The organism is Armatimonadota bacterium, assembly GCA_016869025.1.
Taxonomy (GTDB): domain Bacteria; phylum Sysuimicrobiota; class Sysuimicrobiia; order Sysuimicrobiales; family Humicultoraceae; genus VGFA01.
In genome coordinates, this window is the sequence record VGFA01000016.1 from 1 (window position 1) to 20,776 (window position 20,776).

21 protein-coding genes are annotated in these 20,776 nt (G+C 67.4%); 8 read left to right on the plus strand and 13 right to left on the minus strand.

What is annotated here, in order from left to right; all coding sequences use genetic code 11:
- The 3 genes from FJX73_08945 to FJX73_08955 form a co-directional block, all read right to left on the minus strand.
- The coding region (locus FJX73_08945) for a hypothetical protein (protein ID MBM3470903.1) at positions 1-263 on the minus strand (263 nt) is incomplete at its 3' end.
- Between the two features lie 175 nt (positions 264-438).
- On the minus strand, positions 439-636 hold the full coding sequence (locus FJX73_08950; GenBank protein MBM3470904.1) for an SHOCT domain-containing protein: 198 nt from the start codon (positions 634-636) through the stop codon (positions 439-441).
- Between the two features lie 251 nt (positions 637-887).
- On the minus strand, positions 888-1,679 hold the full coding sequence (locus tag FJX73_08955; protein MBM3470905.1) for a hypothetical protein: 792 nt from the start codon (positions 1,677-1,679) through the stop codon (positions 888-890).
- A gap of 222 nt (positions 1,680-1,901) precedes the next feature.
- On the opposite strand from FJX73_08955, the gene amrS reads away from it, so the two are divergent.
- On the plus strand, positions 1,902-2,942 hold the full coding sequence (gene amrS / locus FJX73_08960; GenBank protein MBM3470906.1) for an AmmeMemoRadiSam system radical SAM enzyme: 1,041 nt from the start codon (positions 1,902-1,904) through the stop codon (positions 2,940-2,942).
- 50 nt (positions 2,943-2,992) lie between these two features.
- On the plus strand, positions 2,993-4,036 hold the full coding sequence (locus FJX73_08965; GenBank protein ID MBM3470907.1) for a phospholipase: 1,044 nt from the start codon (positions 2,993-2,995) through the stop codon (positions 4,034-4,036).
- 413 nt (positions 4,037-4,449) lie between these two features.
- Here the strand turns inward: FJX73_08965 and FJX73_08970 are convergent, their stop codons facing one another.
- The 4 genes from FJX73_08970 to FJX73_08985 all read right to left on the minus strand — a co-directional run bounded on the left by FJX73_08970 (position 4,450) and on the right by FJX73_08985 (position 7,784).
- Positions 4,450-4,623, minus strand: a complete 174-nt coding sequence (locus FJX73_08970; GenBank protein MBM3470908.1) for a type II toxin-antitoxin system HicA family toxin — start codon at positions 4,621-4,623, stop codon at positions 4,450-4,452.
- A 2-nt stretch (positions 4,624-4,625) separates the two neighbouring features.
- Positions 4,626-4,835 (minus strand): type II toxin-antitoxin system HicB family antitoxin, encoded by a 210-nt coding sequence (locus FJX73_08975; protein MBM3470909.1) that lies wholly within the window; start codon positions 4,833-4,835, stop codon positions 4,626-4,628.
- A gap of 185 nt (positions 4,836-5,020) precedes the next feature.
- Positions 5,021-6,133, minus strand: a complete 1,113-nt coding sequence (locus FJX73_08980; protein ID MBM3470910.1) for an integron integrase — start codon at positions 6,131-6,133, stop codon at positions 5,021-5,023.
- 226 nt (positions 6,134-6,359) lie between these two features.
- A complete protein-coding gene (locus FJX73_08985; protein MBM3470911.1) occupies positions 6,360-7,784 on the minus strand; it encodes a glycoside hydrolase family 1 protein in 1,425 nt (474 codons plus the stop codon).
- On the opposite strand from FJX73_08985, the gene FJX73_08990 reads away from it, so the two are divergent.
- From FJX73_08990 to FJX73_09005, 4 genes are read left to right on the plus strand one after another with little or no spacing between them, the layout of a single operon-like run.
- Positions 7,742-8,980 carry an MFS transporter gene (locus FJX73_08990; GenBank protein MBM3470912.1) on the plus strand — a complete coding sequence of 413 codons (1,239 nt, stop codon included), beginning with the start codon at positions 7,742-7,744 and terminating at the stop codon, positions 8,978-8,980. The genes FJX73_08985 and FJX73_08990 overlap by 43 nt on opposite strands.
- Positions 8,977-9,927, plus strand: a complete 951-nt coding sequence (locus FJX73_08995) for a carbon-nitrogen hydrolase family protein (protein ID MBM3470913.1) — start codon at positions 8,977-8,979, stop codon at positions 9,925-9,927. Before FJX73_08990 ends, FJX73_08995 begins: the two co-directional genes overlap by 4 nt.
- Positions 9,924-11,117 carry a nitrilase gene (locus FJX73_09000; GenBank protein ID MBM3470914.1) on the plus strand — a complete coding sequence of 398 codons (1,194 nt, stop codon included), beginning with the start codon at positions 9,924-9,926 and terminating at the stop codon, positions 11,115-11,117. The genes FJX73_08995 and FJX73_09000 overlap by 4 nt, the downstream gene beginning before the upstream one ends.
- Positions 11,092-11,649 (plus strand): GNAT family N-acetyltransferase, encoded by a 558-nt coding sequence (locus tag FJX73_09005; protein ID MBM3470915.1) that lies wholly within the window; start codon positions 11,092-11,094, stop codon positions 11,647-11,649. Before FJX73_09000 ends, FJX73_09005 begins: the two co-directional genes overlap by 26 nt.
- Positions 11,650-11,694: 45 nt before the next feature.
- Here FJX73_09005 and nrfH read toward each other — a convergent pair whose 3' ends face one another.
- A complete protein-coding gene (nrfH, locus tag FJX73_09010) occupies positions 11,695-12,138 on the minus strand; it encodes a cytochrome c nitrite reductase small subunit (protein ID MBM3470916.1) in 444 nt (147 codons plus the stop codon).
- Between the two features lie 9 nt (positions 12,139-12,147).
- Positions 12,148-13,680 carry an ammonia-forming cytochrome c nitrite reductase subunit c552 gene (locus tag FJX73_09015; GenBank protein ID MBM3470917.1) on the minus strand — a complete coding sequence of 511 codons (1,533 nt, stop codon included), beginning with the start codon at positions 13,678-13,680 and terminating at the stop codon, positions 12,148-12,150.
- Positions 13,681-13,686: 6 nt separating this feature from the next.
- On the opposite strand from FJX73_09015, the gene FJX73_09020 reads away from it, so the two are divergent.
- On the plus strand, positions 13,687-14,319 hold the full coding sequence (locus tag FJX73_09020) for a hypothetical protein (protein ID MBM3470918.1): 633 nt from the start codon (positions 13,687-13,689) through the stop codon (positions 14,317-14,319).
- Here the strand turns inward: FJX73_09020 and FJX73_09025 are convergent.
- Positions 14,311-14,904 carry a nucleoside-diphosphate kinase gene (locus FJX73_09025; GenBank protein MBM3470919.1) on the minus strand — a complete coding sequence of 198 codons (594 nt, stop codon included), beginning with the start codon at positions 14,902-14,904 and terminating at the stop codon, positions 14,311-14,313. The genes FJX73_09020 and FJX73_09025 overlap by 9 nt on opposite strands.
- Positions 14,905-14,961: 57 nt before the next feature.
- Between FJX73_09025 and FJX73_09030 the strand changes: the two genes are divergently transcribed.
- A complete protein-coding gene (locus FJX73_09030) occupies positions 14,962-16,020 on the plus strand; it encodes a DUF3048 domain-containing protein (GenBank protein MBM3470920.1) in 1,059 nt (352 codons plus the stop codon).
- Here the strand turns inward: FJX73_09030 and FJX73_09035 are convergent.
- Genes FJX73_09035 through ggt form a run of 3 tightly spaced genes read right to left on the minus strand, consistent with a single transcriptional unit; the run spans position 15,980 to position 20,578 of the window.
- Positions 15,980-18,283 (minus strand): bifunctional alpha,alpha-trehalose-phosphate synthase (UDP-forming)/trehalose-phosphatase, encoded by a 2,304-nt coding sequence (locus FJX73_09035; protein ID MBM3470921.1) that lies wholly within the window; start codon positions 18,281-18,283, stop codon positions 15,980-15,982. The two genes, FJX73_09030 and FJX73_09035, sit on opposite strands and share 41 nt — an antisense overlap.
- Positions 18,284-18,287: 4 nt before the next feature.
- The gene (locus tag FJX73_09040; protein ID MBM3470922.1) at positions 18,288-19,265 is read right to left on the minus strand and encodes a YihY/virulence factor BrkB family protein; all 978 of its coding nucleotides are present in this window, start codon (positions 19,263-19,265) and stop codon (positions 18,288-18,290) included.
- A complete protein-coding gene (gene ggt / locus FJX73_09045; GenBank protein ID MBM3470923.1) occupies positions 18,959-20,578 on the minus strand; it encodes a gamma-glutamyltransferase in 1,620 nt (539 codons plus the stop codon). Before ggt ends, FJX73_09040 begins: the two co-directional genes overlap by 307 nt.
- Positions 20,579-20,776 lie beyond the last annotated feature (198 nt).

Consider the following 20,776-nt stretch of genomic DNA (forward strand, 5'->3'; position numbering starts at 1 on the left):
GTAACCTTCTGACCGGGCGGCGCCAGGAGCCGGACGCGCAGGCCCGGTACCACGATGTCGTGCACGGAATCGTCATCCTTGTTGACCAGACTCAGGTTGACGACCTCGCCGGCCTTCACCTGTATCTCAGCCGGGTTGAACGAGAAGTCGGTCGCGACAATCTCAACGGTCCGGGCACCGGCAACCGGAGGGGACGCCCATGCACCCCTTCCCTGCCAGCCCCACGGGCCGCGCATGTGGTACGGCCCGAATCCGCGCATCATCGGGCCGTGATGCCGCCACCATCCGCCGCCGGGGGGCCCGTCCCATCCTGGTCCGCCCCATCCTGACTCGTCCCATCCTGCCCGGCCCAGGCACACCAGGCCGACAATCCCGACGACTATCAGCACAACGCCCAAGATCACTCGGTTTCGCATCGCCCTCTCCATCTCACAAGGCCTACGACAGTTCCTTCTTGATCGCGTCGTACTCCTCGCGCGTGATCTCGCCCCTGGCCAGACGGCGCTTCAGGATCTCCAGCGGCGCCTCATCCTGGCCTGCCTGCGCGCCTGTTCCCTCACGTCGCACGTATGCCGTGACCACGAGCACGATCCCTGCGAGTATCAACAGCCAGAAGAGCATCCCAAGAAGCGGCATCCCCCAACCTCCTGTCCAGCTTCCCCCGGCCCAGGGCGCGCCAGACCACCCTCCGCCCATCATGCCGGGACCCATCATGCCCCATCCACCCATCATCCCAAGGCCACCGAGTATCGGCAGCAGGATGAGCACACCGACCACCACAAGTGCAACTACCCACGCGTGCCGGCAACATGCCATCACCATCACCTCGCTGTCCGCCCTGGACAGGGGACCGGAAGTCCCGATCCCCTGCCCGGATTCCCGTACGCCTACCGAATGACCTGCTCACGGATCACAGTGCCGTAGTGCCATGCGTACCAGACCTGCCCACCGTATGCATTGACGCTGGCAAGCGCGAAGTTCTTCCCGTCACGTGTCAGGCGATAGGTGAAGAAGCCCGGGAACTCGACGACCTTGCCGATTCCGGCGCCGGGGAACGCCTGGGCCACCCAGGCCTGCAGCGCGGCCCTGGCCTTTGCCTCGTCGAGCTGCGCCACCGGCGGGCGCGCGCCCGGGGCGCCGGGAGAGGGCTGCGGGCCGGGCTGTGGGCCGTATCCCGGACGCGGGCCATATCCTGGCGGCGGGGCCATCATGCCGCCGGGGCCCATCCCCGGGCCCATCATGCCACCGTAACCCATCCCATAGCCCATCCCCGGACCCATCATGCCCATTCCGCCGGCCAGCCGGCCGTACTTGATGTTCCACATCATCGGCGGGCCCATCTCGAACGTGACGTTACCGTTGTACCGGTCCACCAGAAGGCCAAATGCGCCCTTCCCGGTGCTCTTCTCGGTCACCACGGCATAGAAGACGTTCGAGAACTCTATGATCTCGACCGGCACCAGGTCAGGATTCCCGTACTGCCCAACGAACTGCCGGACGCGGGTGATCGCCTGATCCACCGGAAGCGCCGGTCCCCGTGGTTGAACGCCGCCCGACTGGAAGTACCCCTGCATCTTTCCGGGCCCCATGCCGGGCCTCATCATCTGAGCGAGCGCCGGGGTGGCCAGTGTTGCGATCACGGCCGCGACGCCCAGAGCTGCCATCGCACGCTTCATCATGTCCCATCTCCTTTCGGATGCGGTTCTCGTGCTCCACTCCTGAGACTAGCGGGGCGAGGTGCAGAAGCCATGAATCAGGTGTGAATGTTTCGTGAACGCCGGCGGTCCATGAGCATGAACGACGAGGAAGATCGGCGAGGGGGATCGGCGAGGGAGAACAGTGATATAGAATGGAAGGGGTGACGCGCAGTGAGAACCCCGGAGGCCCGCGCCGCATCAGGCCTGGCCGCGTTTCTCGACGCCAGGACAGCACAGGGCTCGCTCTGCGAATCCCTGGCGGAGGGCAAGGTGCGCTGCGTCGCATGCGGGCACCGATGCGTCATCTTCCCCGGACGCCGCGGAATCTGCCGGTCACGGTTCAATGACGGCGGGTCGCTCCGTGTCCCCTGGGGATACGTCGCCGGGCTGCAGTGCGACCCAACCGAGAAGAAGCCTTTCTATCATGTGCTGCCGGGATCCACGACGCTCACATTCGGGATGCTGGGCTGCAGTCTCCACTGCCCAGGCTGCCAGAACTGGGTGAGTTCGCAGGCGCTGCGCGATCCCGCCGCCGGAGTTGTGCCCGAGGACATCTCGTCCGAAGAGATCGTGGCCTTCGGCCTCCGGTGCGGGGCGCGGATGGTGGCCAGTTCCTACAACGAGCCGCTGATCACGTCCGAGTGGGCGGTCGCGGTCTTCGAGAAGGCGCGGCGTGCCGGGCTTCTCACCGGCATCGTGAGCAACGGCTATGCCACGCCCGAGGTACTGTCCTACCTGCGCCCCTGGTGCGACTGCTTCAAGGTGGACCTGAAGTCCATGAACGCGAGGACCTACCGCGTCCTGGGCGGCGTGCTCGACCGGGTGCTCGAGGCGATCCGGATGGTCCACGTGATGGGATTCTGGATGGAGGTCGTCACCCTGGTGATTCCCGGTTGGAACGATTCAGACGGCGAGCTGGCAGACGCCGCCCGGTTCATCGCCTCGGTCTCGCCGGACATCCCCTGGCACGTGACCGCGTTCCACGGGGATTACAGGATGATCGGCCACAGGAGCACCACGGTTGGCGCCCTGCTGCGGGCCGCGCGGATAGGCCAGGCCGAGGGGCTGCGGTTCGTGTACGCGGGGAATCTGCCCGGACAGGTGGGATCGTACGAGCATACCTGCTGCCCCGGCTGCAGGGCCGTGCTGGTCGAACGCAGCGGGTTCCACGTCCGGCAGAACCGGCTGGAAGAGTCGGGCGGCCGCTGCCCGGACTGCGGACAGACAATTGCCGGGATCTGGTAGTGGGCTCCGGGCATAAACGGAGAGAGGCGCCGGGACGTCCAAGGGGCATCATGAGGTTGCGCGGACCGGCGCCGAGCCCGCTGCTTGGTGCAGCGCTGCTGCTGGCGGCGACAGTGTTGTTTGCCGCGGGGCTGCTACTGGCTGTGGCGCTGTTGGTGACCGAGGTCGCCCTGCCGGGCCTGGGTCCGGGCGGCGTCGCGCACGCGCAGAGCCGCGGGCCCGTCAGCCGCACCGGAGCGATTCACCACGGCGGGATCGAGCGCACCTATCGTATCCATCTACCCTCGTCGGCCGGCAGAGCCGGCCCGATGCCCCTGATTCTTGCCCTACACGGCGGCGGCGGCAACGGCCTGAACATGGAGCAGCTCACCCTCGGCGGCCTGAACCGGCTCTCGGAGACAGGCGGCTTCGCGGTGGTCTACCCGGACGGCGTGGACCGGCATTGGAACGACGGCAGGGGAGTTCAGGAGTATCGCGCTCAAAGGGAAAACGTGGACGACGTCGGCTTCATCTCGGCGCTCATCGAACACCTGGCGCAGACCCAGGGCATTGACCGCGGCCGCGTCTACGCGACAGGGATCTCCAACGGCGGGCTGCTCTCGATGCGCCTGGCTCACGAACTCTCCCACAAGATCGCCGCGATCGCGCCCGTCGCCATCTCCGCAACCGACAAGATCGCGGCGATGCGCGCGCCGGCCAGGCCGATCCCGATCGTGCTGATCCCGGGCACACACGACCCCCTGGTGCCCTGGGAAGGAGGGAATCTCGGTTTCCCGGGCGGCCGCGCGGTAGGCAGGGTATTGTCCGTGGCGGAGACCGTGAGGTACTGGGTCAACCACAACAGGTGCGCCCCGACGCCAACCATCACGCGTGAGCCCGACAGGGATCCCGGCGACGGCACGCGCGTGCGCCGCGAGGCCTATGCCGGGTGCAGCGAGGGCGCTGACGTCATCGTGTACGTGGTCGAGGGCGGCGGGCACACCTGGCCCGGAGGGCTTCCGTATCTCCCGGAGCGCGTGATCGGCAGGACAAGCAGGGACATCTACGCCAACGAGGTCATCTGGGATTTCTTCAGGAGGCACGCCATCAGATGATGATCCGGGGAGTGGCGTGATGATCCACGCCATCCGTGCGGTGGCCACCGAACTCCCCAGCGCCTCAGCCTCGGCCTGGAGGACCTGGTCCCCAACGCCTGCCCTCAACTGGTGGAACTCGATTGGGGCGGCACCCTTGTGGATGTTGCCTCGTCCGCCGGCCTCGTCGCCAACGGATTCCCGCCCACCTGCCCGCAGGACACCCCCCCTGTGGGACACTGCCGGCAGGCTGGGATGGGAAGCGCGGTGGGCGGGCGGTGCTGGTCGAAAGACGCGATCTACACCCGAGCGGTTGGGCGTCTAGCACCCCGGATCAGCCGCCCGCGTCAGCGGGGCGGTTGCATCCGGTAGTTGGACCGTGCTCATCGTTGCTGCAGCAACTCATCGATAATCAGCCCGATGTCCTTGGCAATCTATCGCAGGAGCAACGGTGAGATATCCCGCCCAGAGTGGAAAGGTACTGTCGTCCAGCGTCCATCCGGATGCCGATATTGCCGGTGTGATCCCCGCCGGCGTACTTCAACAAAGCCCAGACGCTCAAGGATTGCTACGACCTCCCGGGGCTTGAGGACCGGCGGCTTGGGCATCGTCAGGCCACGGAAACGGTTTGCGTCCCAATGAATTCGCCCTCCAGCCTGGGTTCCCCATCCTCAAGGAGCATCTCGATCACCTCTCGGAGGTTCTTGTTGAGCTCGTCGAGGGTCTCGGCCTGGGAATGAGCCCCCGGAAATCCGGGGACGTGGCCGACGTAGAGGCCGGTATCGGGGTCCTTCTCGACTACTGCCGTGAAGGTTCTCATCCAACCACCTCCATCGGATCGGTCTAATGAATAGGCTTTTATCCGTCGTGCGACAGCATGGCGGATAATACAGCTAACACTGACGGGCGTCGCAGCCTAATCCCCGTGGGCGCGCGACGACAAATCGGCTGGACGGCCCGTCCCCAGTGGATTTCACGCATTAGACCGCTTCCTCCGCCGCCGGGTTAGGCGGGTCTGCATAGTACGCCGCCCGCAATGGGCGCACGTCGACCTCCCGGGCGAAAGCTGGGCTTGATCAGGATTATCCTACGGTTCGGGCATCGCCGCAACCGGCAAAGGCACGGTCCCGCTCGGGGAGAGGCCATCGATCTACCGCCGGGCCCCCGGTTCAGGACGTGCGTGTAGATCATCGTCGTGCTCACGTCCCGGTGTCCCAGCAACTCCTGCACGGTGCGAATGTCGTATCCATCCTCGAGCAGATGGGTCGCAAACGAATGGCGGAAGGTGCGGCAGGTGGCAGGTTTGCCAATGCCGGCTCGCCGCACGGCATCAGCGACGGCACGTTGGAGCACGGTCTCATGCAGGTGGTGGCGCCGCCGCTGGCCGGTCACCCGGTCGACGTAGATCCGTGTCGCCGGGAAGATCCACTGCCATCCCCACTCTCTGCCGGCGTTCGGGTACTTTCGCATCAGCGCCCCTGGGAGCTCGACCCAGCCGGCGCCGCGCGCCAGGTCCCGCTCGTGCTGACGCCTCACGAGCTCGAGATGCCGGGCGAGGCGGGTCTTGGCCGCGGCGGGCAGCATCGTCACGCGATCGCGATCCCCCTTACCGGCCCGCACGACGATATGGTTTGACGCCAGATCGACATCTTTCACTCTGAGCCGATCGAGGACGGCTCGAATCTCGTCGCGGGTCAGCACCACGGGCAGTCGCCGTGGGCGCTTCGCGCGCACCACGTCTTCCAGCCACGGCATCTCCTGATCCAGCACCTCGCGGTAGAGAAACAGCAGCGCGCTCAACGCCTGGTTCTGCGTTGAGGCAGCTACCTTGCGACGAACGGCCAGATCCGTCAGGAACTTCGTGATCTCGGCTGCTCCCATCTCTGCGGGATGGCGCTTGTCGTGAAACAGGATGTACCGACGGACCCAGGCGGTGTACGCCTCCTCCGTGCGACGGCTGAAGTGGCGCGCGCGGATGGCTTCGTGCACACGGTCGAGAGGCCGCGGCCGCTGTGCTCCTGATGGACCTGTATCACCGATGGTAAGATTCGTCACGGACGCTATCTCCGAGATCGCGGGGACGAGACCGTTCTCGGGGAAGGCATCGGCTATGAGCATGATCCAGAGGATCCTGCCGGCCGCGCCGAGAGCTGGACGGCGATTGCTCAAAGCGGACGGCGCGACACGATGCTGAGCAGCGCGGAGTCGGCAGGCGCCCCCCGGGTGCCTCGACCGGGCGTTCCCATCCACCCCATTTGATCGGTCATGCGACGGCCTGTATGCGGGGATATGCCTTGCCGGCGGTCGAGCACCTGGCCGGGTCGCGCTATGGAAGGTGTTGCTCCTAAGGCAGCGTACCGCTCCTGCTGATCTCCCCGTACAGCGCCGCGCTGGGGCGGGGCGTGCGCACCTGCGTCGCCGGATGCAGCGAGTAGAGGCCGAAGCGCAGGTTCCAGCCGTCCGCCCACTCGAAGTTGTCCACCAGCGCCCAGTGATAGTAGCCACGCACCGGGGCGCCTTCGTCTATGGCCTGGGCCACCCGGCGTAGGTGTTCAACTATGAAACCGGGCCGGAGGTCGTCGTCGGCGTCGGGCAGGCCGTTCTCGGTGATGTAGATCGGAAGGCCGTAGCCGCGCACGCGCCTGAGCACATCCAGAAGGCCCTCGAGATAGATCTCGCTGTATCCGCCGTCGGTGATCGTAGCGCCGGGCGGCGGCTCGTCCCGCACGAACAGGTGGCCGGGACGCCGCGGGTCGAACGCGACGCGGCTGCGTGTGTAGTAGTTGACGCCCAGGAAGTCCATCGTGCCGGCCGCCTGCGGCACGTGCGTACGCGCTCCAAACGGGCCTGCCAGCACGCCTGTGGCGAGCGCGTCCAGGTACATCCAGTTGATTATGTGGTCGAGCCGCCTCGCCACCCACCGGTCGAGAGGGGAGCGCGGGCGGGACGGTGAGGCCGGCCGCAGGTACGCGGCCACGCTCACCCTGGCATCCGGCTGCGCTTCGTGGATCGCGTGGTAGGCCGCGGCATGGGCCTGCACCGATCGCGCCAGCGCCCGGGTGAACGCGACGACCCTGGTCTGCCCCGGCGCAAACCGCCCCAGCACGTAGGCGCTGATCAGGTGGGCGACCGGCTCGTTGATCGTTATCCAGAAGTCCACCAGCGCCGCGCTACCGCCGGCCGCACCCACCGCTGCCCGAACGAACCGACCCGCGAACGCGCCGAAAGCCGGCTCGATCCCAGCCCAAAGCCACCCGCCGCGCTCGGCGACCCACTGCGGCAGCGTGAAGTGGTTGAGCGTGACCAGGGGCTCGATCCCCCGGTCGCGGAGGCCGCGCAGCATCTCGATGTAGCGCTCCTCGGCGGCGTGGTCCCAGCGCCCTTCCTGGGGCTCGAGCCGGGCCCACTCGACCGACAGCCGCAGGGCGTTCTGGTGCAGCCCGACCATCAGGTCGAAGTCACGCTCGGCGTGGTGCCACCAGTCGCAGGCCAGGCCCGACCGGTCGCCGTTCAGTATGCGTCCGGGCTGCTGCTCCCAGGACCACCAATCGCTGGCGCTGCTGTCGCCCTCGAACTGGTAGGCGCTGGCCGCGGTGCCCCACCGGAACCCATCTGGAAACCGCGTGCGCAAAGGGGTCCTCCTCCGAGTGTGGAACTCCGCGTGTGGAACTCCGGCCCTACGGTCGCTTCCTGAAGAGCCGCACTGCTTCCTGCCGGGGGTGGTGGATGGAACCGCGACGGCGCATGAGCACCGGCAACCTTCTCTCACTCAGTCTCTATTGGTTCGGGCTCAACTTCCATTGGGGCGCGTTGCTCGCCATTGTGATCCCCGCGGAGGTGCTGCGGTTCGTCCCGGACGCGGAGAAGGGCCGTGCCCTCTCCCTGGTGTTCGCGGGTGGGGCGGCCATTGCCATGATCGTGATGCCGATCGCCGGCGCACTCTCCGACCGCAGTCGCGCTGCGATGGGCCGTCGGCGGCCGTTCATGCTCGCGGGCGGAATCCTCAACGTGGCCGCCCTCGCGTTGATGGGTGCGTCGCCAACGCTATTGGCCTTCGTGGCCGCCTACTGGCTGGTGCAGTTCTCCAACAATCTGGGCGGATCGGCCTACAGCGGCCTCATCCCCGACCTGGTCCCAGACGATCAACGCGGCGTGGCGTCGGGATGGATGGGGCTGATGACCATGCTGGGGACCATCGCCGCGGCGGTGGCCGCCGGCATATTGATGGAGCGCGGCTACCGGGCCCAGGTCTACTGGCTGATCGCGGCGGTCCTCGCCGTGACACTGGCGATCACGGTCTGGCGGGTGCGCGAGGCCCGGCCCCATCCTGCCGGCCCGTTCGATCTGGGAAGGTTTCTGCGCGGGTTCTGGGTGGACCCGCGCCGGCACCCGGACTTCGCGTGGCTGTTCGTCTCGCGCCTGTTCGTACTGATGGGCTTCTATACCGTGTTCAACTTCCTCCAGTACTTCCTCAAGGACTTCATGGGTATCGCCCGCTTCAAGGAGGCGACCGGGACCGTCAGCGCGGTCGTGGTGATCGGCGCGCTGGCCAGCGCGTTCATCGCCGGGTGGCTCTCTGACCGCGTGGGCAGGCGGGGCATCGTGTGCGCTTCCGCGGTGCTGATGGCCGCGCCGTGCCTGCTGTTTCTCACCGCGCCGAGCTTCCCGCTGCTGCTGGGCCTCTCGGCCGTCTTCGGCCTGGGCTATGGCGCGTTCATCAGTGTGGACTGGGCGCTGGCGACCGACGTGCTGCCGTCGCGGGAGACCGCGGCCGCCAAGGACATGGGAATCTGGGGCATCGCGACAACGCTTCCTCAAGTGCTGGCGCCGCTGCTCGGAGGCCCGCTGCTCGACAAGTTCAATCTGCGGGAACCGAATCTGGGCTATGTGGTGCTGCTGGTGGCCGGAGCGGTCTACCTGCTGATCGGCTCGGCGCTGATCTGGCGGATCCGGGGTGCGCGATGAAGTGCGCCGCGGTGCAACTCGACGCAGGAGGGCTGACCACCACGAGGGCCGTGCTGGCCGCCACCGCCCGGTTCGTCGAGGCGGCCGCCGGTGCCGGCGCGGGGTTGGTGATCTTCCCTGCACACACCGGCACGTTCTATGTGGCCGCTTCAATGGGCGTGGGCGATCCCTTTGTGGAGCCCTGGCCACAGGAGCACGCGGCGGAGGCGGCCGACGCAGCGGGCGAGTGGCTGCAGGCAGCGCGCCGCCTGGCGTCGGGGTATCACGTGACGCTGCTCCCGGGCACGGTGGTGTGGCCGACCGGCGTGCCGGCCCCGGGCGGCGGAGGCAGCACCGGGCCGCACGGCGGGCTACCCGGCAGCCGGCCACCCGACGGCTGGCATCACGCGGCGCCCCTCATCACGCCGGAGGGCAGGGTGGTGCGCTGGCAGGTCCAGACGCACCTCACCGCGGCAGAGCGGCGGCTGGGATGGGTGCCTGGGGATGACCTGCGGCCCGCCGACACCCCGGCCGGCCGGATCGGTGTTCTCATCGGGACCGATCTGTGGTACCCGGAAGCGGCGCGGATCCTGGCGCTGCAGGATGCGATCATTCTGGCGTGTCCTGTCGCGGTCTCTCATCCGTACGGGGAACGGCACCAGTGGCGAGGGCTCTGGCAGCAGGTTCAACAGAACCAGGTCTTCGGGGTAGAGGCCGGCCTGTGCGGAGCCGCGGCCGGCGTGCGCTGGCAGTCCCGTACCGCGGCGGTCGCGCCGGTGGAGATGACCGCCGGCGAGACGGGCTGGCTGGCCGTCCTGGACCGCGAGGGGGACTACCTGCTCACCACGGACCTCGACGCGGGAGCGCTGCAAGAGGTCGTGCGCGCCTACGACATCTTCTCCCAGCTCAACCCGGTGCTCTACGCCCGCTATCTGCCGGCGATCTACGAACGGTGGCGGGGTGAGTGATGGGCCTCAGCGCGCGGCTGCGTGAAGCCGCCTTTCGACACTGGCTCGGCTGGCGCACCCGGCCCGGCCTCATCCGCGCTGCGCTCGACCGGATGCGGCTCGAACGCACGGACAACTGCGCTTCGCTGCCGCCACACAGGGTGCGGGTCGCCGCGGTGCAGATGCGGCTGCGGCTCATCGGCGATGTGACCGAATACGCGCAGATGATTGCCTCGCGCGCGCGCGACGCCGCGGCCCTGGGCGCGCAGTTGATCGTCTTCCCGGAGGACAGCGGTACGCACCTGGCAGGGCTCCTGCCAGGGCTCGACAATCTGCCCGATGATGTCTCTCTCGCGCAGGCCACCGGCGCGGTGGCCGGGCCGGGCGTAAGGCCCTCCGAGATCCTGCGCTTCATCGGCCCGGCGATCCGGGTGGCATACACCGCGACCTTCTCGGAGGTGGCGCGCCGGCTGGGCGTCTACATCGCCACCGGAAGCGCGATGCTGCCGGACGAGCATGGGGCCGTGCTCAATGTCGGCTACCTCTTTGGTCCTGACGGAGCGCTGCTGGGGCAGCAGGTGAAGTGCCACCTGTTGCCGCTGGAAGCATCCTGGGGTCTGGAGGCAGGGGACGATCTGCGCATCGTGCGCACGCCGGTGGGCGCCCTGGGGTTCCCGATCTGCATGGACGCCACGTACTTCGAGACGTCGCGCATCCTGGCAGGCCTGGGAGCAGAGGTGATTATGATCCCGGCGTGCGACGTGCAGGAGGACCGAGCGGTCGGTGCGGCCCGCGCCAGCATCGGGGAGGCCCGTGGCGGCGCGGCCCCGGCCCCCTACAACGCATGGAAGGCGCTGCGCGGGCTGTGGCCGCGCGTGCAGGAGAGTCAAACCTACGGGGTGCACGCCGCGATGGTGGGCCGCTTTCTGGGAATGACTGTCACCGGCCGGAGCGCGGTCCTGGCCCCGGTCGAGTTGACCCCGGATGGGTCCGGCGTCCTTGCCCAGGCGGCGTCGTGGGATCAGGAGGAGATCGTGGTCGCCGACCTCGACTACGGGGCCCTCCGCGAACTGTGGCGCACATCGGATGTAGCCGAAGGGTTCAACCTGGCTCTCTACAGGAAGCACTTCCCGGGCGCCTACGAGGATTACATGCGGCGTCACGCCGGCGGAAGGAGGATCAGCGATGGAGATAGTGGGGCTGCGCGGTGAGAAGGTCCGGCTGGTCCCGGTGGACCGCTCGCTGCACTTCGACAACGCGCTGCGGTGGATGAACGATCCGGAGGTCACGCGGTATCTCAACCTCTCTACCGGCGTGACCCCGGGGATGGAGGAAGAGTGGATCCAGAGGGTGCAGAAGCGGGACAACGACTTCACCTGGGCGATCCACGACGAGCGCAACCGGCACATCGGCTTCACCGGCCTCCACGGCATAGACTGGAGGCAGCGGCGGGCCACAAGCGGCATCGTGATCGGAGACAAGGATGCCTGGGGCCAGGGTTACGCCACCGACGTGTTGCGGGTGCGCACGAAGTTCGCCTTCGAAACGCTCAACCTTCACCGGGTCGAGTCCGAGGCGCTCGCCGACAATCGGGCCAGCCAACAGGCATTGGAGAAGGCAGGCTACAAGCGCGAGGGTGTCTTCCGCAAGCGCATCTGGGCCGAAGGCCGGTGGCACGACACGATCCGGTACGCGATCCTCGACGAGGACTACTTCGCCGCGGCGGGTGCCGCGGCTCAGTGAGTTGGGCCGGGCTGGCCGGCCTCAGTGAGACCGGCCGGCCGGCCGCTAGAACCCGTGCCCCACGCCCTTGTGGCACGCGAAGCACAGTCTCGACGGCTGCGCGGCGTGCGGCTCGACGAGCGCCACCATGCGCGCGTGGCAGGCCTGGCAGTTCGCCTCGAGGACCTGCTGGTTCGAGGGCCTGATCCGGATCGCCTGGACGTCCTTGAACGTGAAGGCGTACGAGTGCAGGAAGCCGTTCCTTGCCTTGGCCAGGTACTTGGCCGCTAATCCCTTGGGCACATGACACTGGTTGCATGTAACGGTCCGGTGCGTCGCGACCGCCCAGGCGTCGTAGTTGTCGCGCATGATGTGGCAGTTGACGCAGGCGGCGGGATCGTCCAGCAGGTATGAGTAGCCCTTGCCGTAGACGAACGTGTAGGTGCCCAGGCCGAGAACACCGCCGGCCAGGAAGGCCAGCGCCAATCCGGTTACTGCCCAGGGACGCACGGTTTCCCCCTAGCGCTTCGGTCGGGGTGCTTTGAGCGCGGCGATCTCGGCGTGCCGGGCGCGGTCAATCGCGTCGCCCAGGATCCGGACGGCCTCCTGCGGGCTGTGGAAGCCCATGCTGTTCTCTGCGCTGATGAAGTCCCAGCGGATCTGCGCCTTGCGGTGTAGCCCGCGGGCTCCGGCCAGGTCCTTATCCGTGACGCCCTCGGCCATCGCCTTCTCTATCGCGGCCATGGCGTCAACGATCGCCCGTTCCGCCTGGGTCAACAACTGGTAGGTCCGGTCCTGGGCCTCCAGAACGCGCGCGCGCATCTCGGCTTCGGACTGGCGGTGGCAGGTCGTGCAGACGTTCTGCACGTTCTCCAGGGGCGAGCGGATCCAGTGGTCGGTGACCTTGACCGACCCCACCCTCTTGTAGGGCATGTGACAGTCCGCGCAGCCGACGCCTGAGCGGGCGTGGTTCCCGCTGGACCACAGCTCGAACTCGGGGTGCTGGACCTTGACCATCGGCGCCCTGGTGATCTTGTGCTCCCAGTCGGAGAACTTGATCTCGTCGTAGTAGGCCTCAATGTTCTCGATCTTCAAGCCCTTGGCCCACGGGAACACCAGGTACTTCTCGGTCTTGCCGCGGAAGTAGTACTCCACGTGGCACTGTGCGCACACGTAGGTCCGCATCTCCTGCCTGGAAGCCGCGCCCACGTCAATCCCCCGGGTCTTCATCGCCTCGACGAACGCCGGCCGGGTCACGCGAAGGGCCATCGTTCTGGCGTCGTGGCAGTCTGCGCAGGAGATCGCGTGCTTGATCTTGTTCTTCTCGATCAGTTCCTTCATCGGGGTGGCATAGAACTGGGCCGCGCCGAGGGACTTCATCAGGCGGGGCACGTCGCTTGACTTGCAGGTCATGCAGGTGCCCGGCTTCTCATCGCCGAGCCGCTTAGTCTCCTGCACGGCCTTCAGTGCCTGGAGGTGTCCCTGCTCCTCGCGGTACTCAACGCTGAACGCGTTTCCGGCGAAGATCCTGGCGAGGTCGGGGTACTTGTCGAGCTTGGAAAATGCTTCTGATCCGCCGTACCGCCCGTAGGCGCTGTACTTCACGAGCTCGGAGGTCCGGACCGTCTTGAGGTACGCCCCGTACTGGTCCGGGAAGTTGCGGCCCCAGACCGCGGGGTCCGGCTCGTCCTCAGCGACGTCAACGACCTTGAAGTAGGTCAGGCGGGCTTCCTGCTGCCGTACAACGATCGTCACAAGCAGCGCTGCTATGCCCGCGGCGACGACAACCCCCAGGGCCACGATCACCAGGTAACGGATGCGCACCACTGATCGCCCCTTTCCCACTGATGGCGGTCCATGTACAACCTTCTTCCGCGGCCGCGGATCACCTCCCTGGAGGAATACCGCACCGCTTTGGGAAAGGGATTCATGACGGCCATGTCCAGCCACTTCACCGCCATCGGCTTCCCCGTGCGCGAGGTGCGCGAGTATTGGGCGCTCGCGCAGCGGGCCGCGCAGGCCGGCAACCGCATCGCAAGCGAAGGCGGGCATACGCTGGTGCGGTGGGCTCCGGGTGGGGGGCCCGAGATCTGGGCGCAGACCAACGAGGCGGGGGAGGCATTGATCGCCACTCCGTTCTTCGCCGGCGACGACAGTTGCCGCATCGCGCTGACCGGCGCCGGCCCTTCCGACTACGACGGCTTTGAAGGCTGGATTGACGGCTGGCTCAATCCCACCGAGGAAGACGAGCCGTACTCCGGGGTCTTCCCGCTGCGGGTTGATCTGGTGAACTACCTTGCCATCAAGCAGCACCTGCACCCGGAGAACGTTATCACGATACGCCTCGCCGTGATCCTGCACGAGGCCACGCTGTACGCGGATGCGCGCGCCTACGAGGCGGTCAGGGAGCACTCGTACCGCCCCCCGGTGCAGTCGTTCGCATCGAGCATCCACCACGGCGCGGACGAGCCCTCCGGCGACGCCGACGCGACGGCCCTTGTCACGGGGTACGTCACCGAGTCACACGAGCTGACCAACGTGGCCACCGGCGAGCGGTTCTGGTGGATGCGTATCGCCACGGCCGGGGCCACCCTCTCGCTGGTGGCCGACCGCGGGGTCCTGCCGGCCGATCCCCGGGCCGGCGAGGTGCTCTCAGGGAGTGGATGGGTGCTCGGAGAAGCGCTACCCTAGGATGATCTCCTCGTCCACCCTCCGGTAGTCGTACAGCTCCTGGGGAGAGAACCACATCCCGATCTCCGCCTCGGCTTCCTCGAGCGTCCCCGAGGCGTGGACCAGGTTGCGCACCGGGCGCTTCTGGAGGTTCGCAACAGCAGGGGAGTCGGCGGACAGATCGCCCCTGATAGTTCCCGGCGCGGCCCGGTAGGGCAGCGTGTCGCCGACCATCTTTCGGACTACCGAGACGGCATGCGTTCCCTGCAGCACGAACGCGACCACCGGAGCGGACGCGACGAACTCGATCAGCCACTGCCGCACCTTCTGCCCGATGGCCAGGGGGTCATCGGTGCCCGCCTCGCGACGGACGTCCAGTCCTGCGGCCTCAAACGCCTCGCGCGTCTTGCCGCCAATGGTGCGCAGGAATCCCTCGTCCGATGGGTAGTGGCGCTCCAACATATCGGGCGTCGCCCGCATCATCTTCAGGCCGATCACCTTCAACCCCGCACCCTCAAACCGCCCCACGATCTTCCCGATCAGCCCGCGCTGGACGCCGTCCGGTTTCAGGAAGACGAGGGTGCGTTCGTATCGTGCATCTGGCATGCTCCACCTCCATACGGTCGCGGCGGGGCGTTCCCGCCTGTATAATGTTACTCACCCGTGAGCCACAAGCAAAGAGCTGCAATCTGGTCGGCAACAGTTGCGGTGGTGCTCGCCGCGGGAATGGTCGCGTGGCGTGACGCCGGCCCCCAGATGGGGCAGACCGGTGTGGGAGCGATGGCGCCGCCCGAGGCGCCGGCGCTGCCCGAAGCGCAGCGTACCTTCATCCCCGGCGCCGACGGAGAGACGCCGTTCCTGGTCGTGATCGAAAACGCCCCGCAGGCCCGGCCGCAGTCGGGGCTGGCCGACGCGTGCCTGGTCTACGCTCTTCCAACCGAGGCGCGCATCACGCGCTTCCTGGCCTCCTACTGCGGGGACCCCCCCACGGCAATCGGGCCGGTGCGCAGCGTGCGGCAATACATGCTGGAGATCGCCTCGGACCTGGGCGCGATTCTGGTACACGCCGGCCACAGCGCGGAAGCGCTGGCGTCAATTCGGGCGCAGAAGTTCCCGGTCATCAACGAGTTCTGGGCATCGGGGCCGTTCTGGCGCGACCCTGCGCGCAAGATGCCCCACAACCTCTACACGCGGCTTGACCGCCTGCGCGCAGAACTACGAAGGAAGCCTCTGAGCGCCCGGCCCGGCAGTGTGCCCTACTCCATGGAGGTCGCGCCTCAGTTGGTGCTACCCGGCGCCACGCCTTCTGATGTGGTCGTGCTCGACTACGGGCCGCCCTACGCGGTCCGCTACCGCTACGATGCCGGGCGGCGTCGGTATCTACGCGACCAGGACGGCCGCCCTCACCTGGATGCGGACGGCAGGCAGATCGCGCCGGCATCGGTATTGGTCGCGTTCGTGCAGTGGCGAGACGTGATGGAGCAGGGAGCCCCGAGCAGCAAGATCACCCTGATCGGCACAGGGCGCCTCGCCATCATCACCGAAGGCCGCCTCGTGGAGGGAACCTGGCGGAGGTCCAAGGACAGGTCGCTGGCGCTTCAGACCGCAGGCGGCGGTCCCGTGGTGCTGCCCCAGGGGCCGGTGTGGGTTGAGCTATTTCCGGTGGATCGGCCCTTTGCTGCTAGCACGGGCTCACCGGGGGCTGGACCCAGCTCCAGATAGCCTCCAGCAGCGCTTGTAGCTCGGCCACACTCCGGACGGCATGCCTGGCAGCGGTGGGATAGGGACCGGCGCCCACCTTGATCGTAACGCCATCGTCCGCAAGAGCCATGAAGGCGTCCTCATCCGTGCGGTCGTCCCCTGCGTAGAGCACGGCGCACCGCGTGCGCCAATCCTTGCCCAGGACGTGCTCCAGCAGCCACAGGGCGGCCTGTCCCTTGTCCCAATCTACCGCCGGCCGGATCTCTATCGCCATCTTCCCGCGCCGGAGCACAAGCTTCCCGGGGGGCACGCGCCCGACCTCCTCCAGCACGGCTTGGCGGATGGTCTCGATTTGGTCGCGCTGGACCACACGGTGGTAGACGGTGGCGGTGAGACCCCTATCCTCAACGGTGGCGCCTTGCACGCCCCGCAGCCGGATCCTCAGTCGCTGACTGCAGGACGCGATGAGGGCCCGAACCTCCGCGGTCTGCCGCCGCTCGGACCTCCAGCCCGGACCGGCGATCTCGAAGCCAAGGCTGCCCACATAAGTAATGCCCGTCAGGCCCATACGCTCCCTCAGGTCGTCCAGGGCACGATCGCTGATGACGGCTACGAGGCACCTCGGACGCTGAGCCAGACGTGCCAGGACCGCGCGCGCCAGCGGAGGCGGGCTCGCATCATCCGGGCGGTCTGAGATCGGGGCAAGGGTCCCATCGAAGTCCACGAGCACCGCCAGGTGATCACGTGCCGTGACTTGCTGCCGGATCTGCTCCATGTCCGCGAACACGGATCTGGTTGCCGCCCTGGTGGCCAGCATGCGCGCCGCGGCGCGGAAGTGCTGCTCCATCCAGTGATAGACGTCGTGCTGCTGCAGGTGGCCCCGCATGTGCCGCATGCGTTCCTGGCGCTCTGCCGGCGGCATGCTCAGTGCCCGTTGCAGTGCTTCGGCGACGCCCTCGGAATCAAACGGGTTGATCGTGAGCGACCAGGGCGCCTCGTCCGCGGCTCCGGCCAGCTCGCTTAGAACCAGCACCCCGCGGCCGTCCACCTGTGAAGCTATGAACTCCTTGGCGACCAAGTTCATCCCATCCTGGAGGGAGGTCACCATGCAGACGTCGGCCATCCGGTAGAGCGCCGCCATCCCTGCGGCGGGCAGAGGGCGGGGAATGTGAACTATGGGCTGCCAGGTCTCTGTTCCGTAGAGCGAGTTGATCCGCTCGATCTCAGCCTCAACGTGGTTCTGCAGGTCGCGGTAGGCCTTGATCCGCGTACGGCTGGGCTGGGACTTCTGAATGAAGATGAACCGGCCGCGAACACCCGGCTCCTGCTGGAAGAGCACCTCTATGGCACGCAGCCGTTCGGGGATCCCCTTGGTATAGTCAAGCCGATCAACGCCAACCCCGATGAACCGATCGGCCAGGCGGAAGCGATGGCGCAACCGGGCCATCCACCGCTCACATTCCTGCGATTCCGCCATCCGTCCCCATCTGTCCTGATCTATGCTGATGGGAAACGCCTGCACTTTGGTGTAACGCCCGCGGTACTCGACAAGACCTTCGTCTCGGCTCACCTCGGCACCCAGCTCGCGCTCGGCACAGTCGAGGAAGTTGTCCGCGTGGCGCGGGAGGTGGAATCCCAACAGGTCGTTGGCGAGCAGGCCCTCGATCAGTTCGGTGCTCTGAGGGCAGATCCGGAACACGTCCCAGGCCGGCCAGGGGATGTGCCAGAAGTGGGACAGGAAGAGGTCCGGGCGGTCCCGGCGCAGGTAGAGAGGGCAAAGCGCAAGATGGTAGTCGTGGATCCAGACCAGGGCATCACCGGATACCATGCTCGAGGTCGCGTCCGCGAAACGCCGGTTAACGGTCTGATACGCGGTCCAATTCCGGCGGACGAACCGGGCCTTCTCCACGGCCAGATGGAAGAGCGGCCAAATGGACTGATTCGCGTAGCCACGGTAGAACTGCTCCACCTCGTCGCCGGTCAGGCGCACTCGCCGCAGGGCATAGCGCGGAGCTTCGGGTGGAACCTGAATGCAGTCGTGGGCGTCAACAACCTCGAAGTCGGCCTCGCCGCTCCCCCAGGCGATCCACACGCCGCCGGTGGCCTGCAGGACCGGATCGAGCGCGGCCACGAGCCCCCCGACCGGGCTTTCCACCTCGAGGCCACGCCTGCCCCGGCGATGAGCGTACGGCTCACGGTTGCTGACAACGATCAGTTGCCGCCCGCCCAGCAGTTCTGGCATGGCGCGTTGGGCCTGAGCGGTTCTTGAGGCCCTCTCGACCATGACCCTATTCACCTGCGGGAGATAGGGGCGCCCGGCATCGCGCGATTTCGGCGCCGATCAGCAGGATGGTCGCCGTGACGTACGTCCACAGTAGGAAGATGACGACCCCGGCCATGGAGCCGTACACGAGCTGGTACTGGGCGAACAGCGCGAGGCCCCAGAACGCGGCGTGCCTCGCCACTTCAAACAGAACGGCGGCGATGAGCGCGGCGGCCTCCCGGGCCGGGCCGGCCAGCACGAGGTCGTGAAGCCGTCCTGAGAGAGGGATCCGCCACCCCAGCCCCGCCAGGATGGACAGGCCCACGGAGATGATGGCCAGAGCGCCCAGGACTCCGGCAAGCGCCAGGGTCGTCCCGGCCTCGAGCAACTTCCTCTGCCAGAACGGACGGCTCCGCTTCACGTCCCAGATCCGGTTTAGAGTGTGGCGCACCGCGCCGACCGCCGCGGATGACGACCACAGATAGGCGAAAGCCGCCACTACCCCGACCGGGCCGCGCAGTCGAATGGCCTCCCGCACGTTCTCGAGAATCACCGCGTGTGCCCTCGGTGGGAGATAGGCACGCAACGTTTCCTGGATCGCGGATTGAACCCGCTCGTGCTCCAGGAAGTGCGTCGAGACCGCGAACGGGCAGTCGTCTTCGAGAAAGCTGTCATACGTCGCGCGGATGAGACCCACTAGAGTCCTATCGCGCAGCCGTCCACGCGCGGATCCGAGGCGCCCAGGTATGCCCCGCGCGTGTGGTCTACCAGAATCGCCTGGGCCCCGCCGCCGCCTTCGGGCGAGGCCGCGAGGAGGACACGGTGGCCCCTCCGTTCCAGCTCGATGAGGGTCTCCGGAGGGAAGCCCTCCTCGACGCGCAACTCGAACTGCGACCCGAGCGTCGCCGGATCGGTGCCTGGGAAGCTGTGCCAGCGCGGGGCCTCGACCGCCTGCTGCGGGCTCATCCCGGACTCGACCAGGTTGAGAAGGATCTGCAGGCACCACTGCGGCTGCGCGTCCCCGCCGGGTGTGCCCCAGGCCAGCCAGGGCATTCCACCGCGAAACGCCATGTAGGGGGTCAGAGTGTGCATCGTTCGCTTGCCGGGCGCGATGCGGTTGGGGTGCCCGGCTTCCAGGGTGAACCCGCGGCCTGCGCGGTTGTTTAGCAGGATGCCGGTTCCCTCAACGATCTCGCCGCAGCCAAAGGCAGCCGACAGACTCGTGATGTACGAGACGAGGTTTCCCTCACAGTCGGCCACGCAGAAGTAGGTTGTGTTTCCTGACTCCTCGGCGGGCAGGCCGCCCGCGCGGGCCTGCGCAGCCTGGCTCCCGTGGACTTCCTCTCGCCGGCGGGCCGCGTACCCTTTGTCGAGCAGCGCGCCGACCGGGTTGCGGACGAGCAGCGGGTCTCCCAGGTAGGCCAGGCGGTCGGCATAGGCGATCTTCTTGGCCTCTACGGCCCTGTGGATGGCGTCGGGCGAATCCCAGCGCCCGGGCTCAAAACCCTCAAGGATGTTCAACATCTCGAGCAGCAGGATCCCCTGTGACGGAGGCGCAGTTGCGTAGACGGTCAGGCCGCGGAACGTGGTGCTTGGGGGCTCGTGCACATCCACGGCGTACCCGGCGAAGTCGCCGGCGGAGAGCAATCCTCCGTGGGCGCGGCTGTACGCGCCGATTGCCTCGGCGATCGGCCCTTCGTAGAACGCCTCAGAACCGCCTGCGGCCACCATCCGCAGCGATGCGCCGAGATCGCGCTGGACAAGGATCTCGCCTTCCTCCAGGGGCCTGCCGCGAGGCAGGAACACTGCCGACGAGGAGGGATACTGGGCGATCACGGGCGTGGCTTCGCTGTACCAGAGGGCGACCTTCCGCGTCACCGGCACACCCTCTTCGGCATAGCGGATCGCCGGCTCCAGAAGTCTGCGGAGGGAGAACCGGCCGCTGCCCCATCGGGTCAGGGCCTCATCCATCGCTCGAACCGCTCCGGGCACCGAGACCGCCAGCATACCCCGGAGTGGCATCCTCAAATGGCCCTGCCTGACGAAGAACTCGCGCAACGCGCCCGCGGGCGCGGGGCCGCTGCCGTTGAGCCCCCAGACGCGCCCCTTGGGCTTGTAGTAGACCAGCATGAAGGTGTCGCCGCCGAGCCCGCTCATCATCGGTTGTGCCACGCCCAGCACCGCCGCCGCGGCCACCGCGGCGTCCACGGCGTTGCCCCGGCCTGCCAGAACCTCCAGGCCCGCAGCCGTCGCGAGCGGGTGACCCGTCGCGATGGCCGCGCGTCGCGCGATCACGGTCGAGCGTCCCGTACGCATGGTCACCAATCCCTCACCGGGCGATTCACCCTGGGCGCCGGGCACTCCTGCGATCGGGCACTCGTGTGGAGGCCACTCGCGCGGAAGCCACTCGTGCGAAGGGAGCAAGCGCGCCGAAGTCGAACTGCGCATCCAATGGCGCGGCTCTACTGCCTGACAGCCGGAATCGTTCTTCTACTGCTGGGGTCCCTCGCCCAG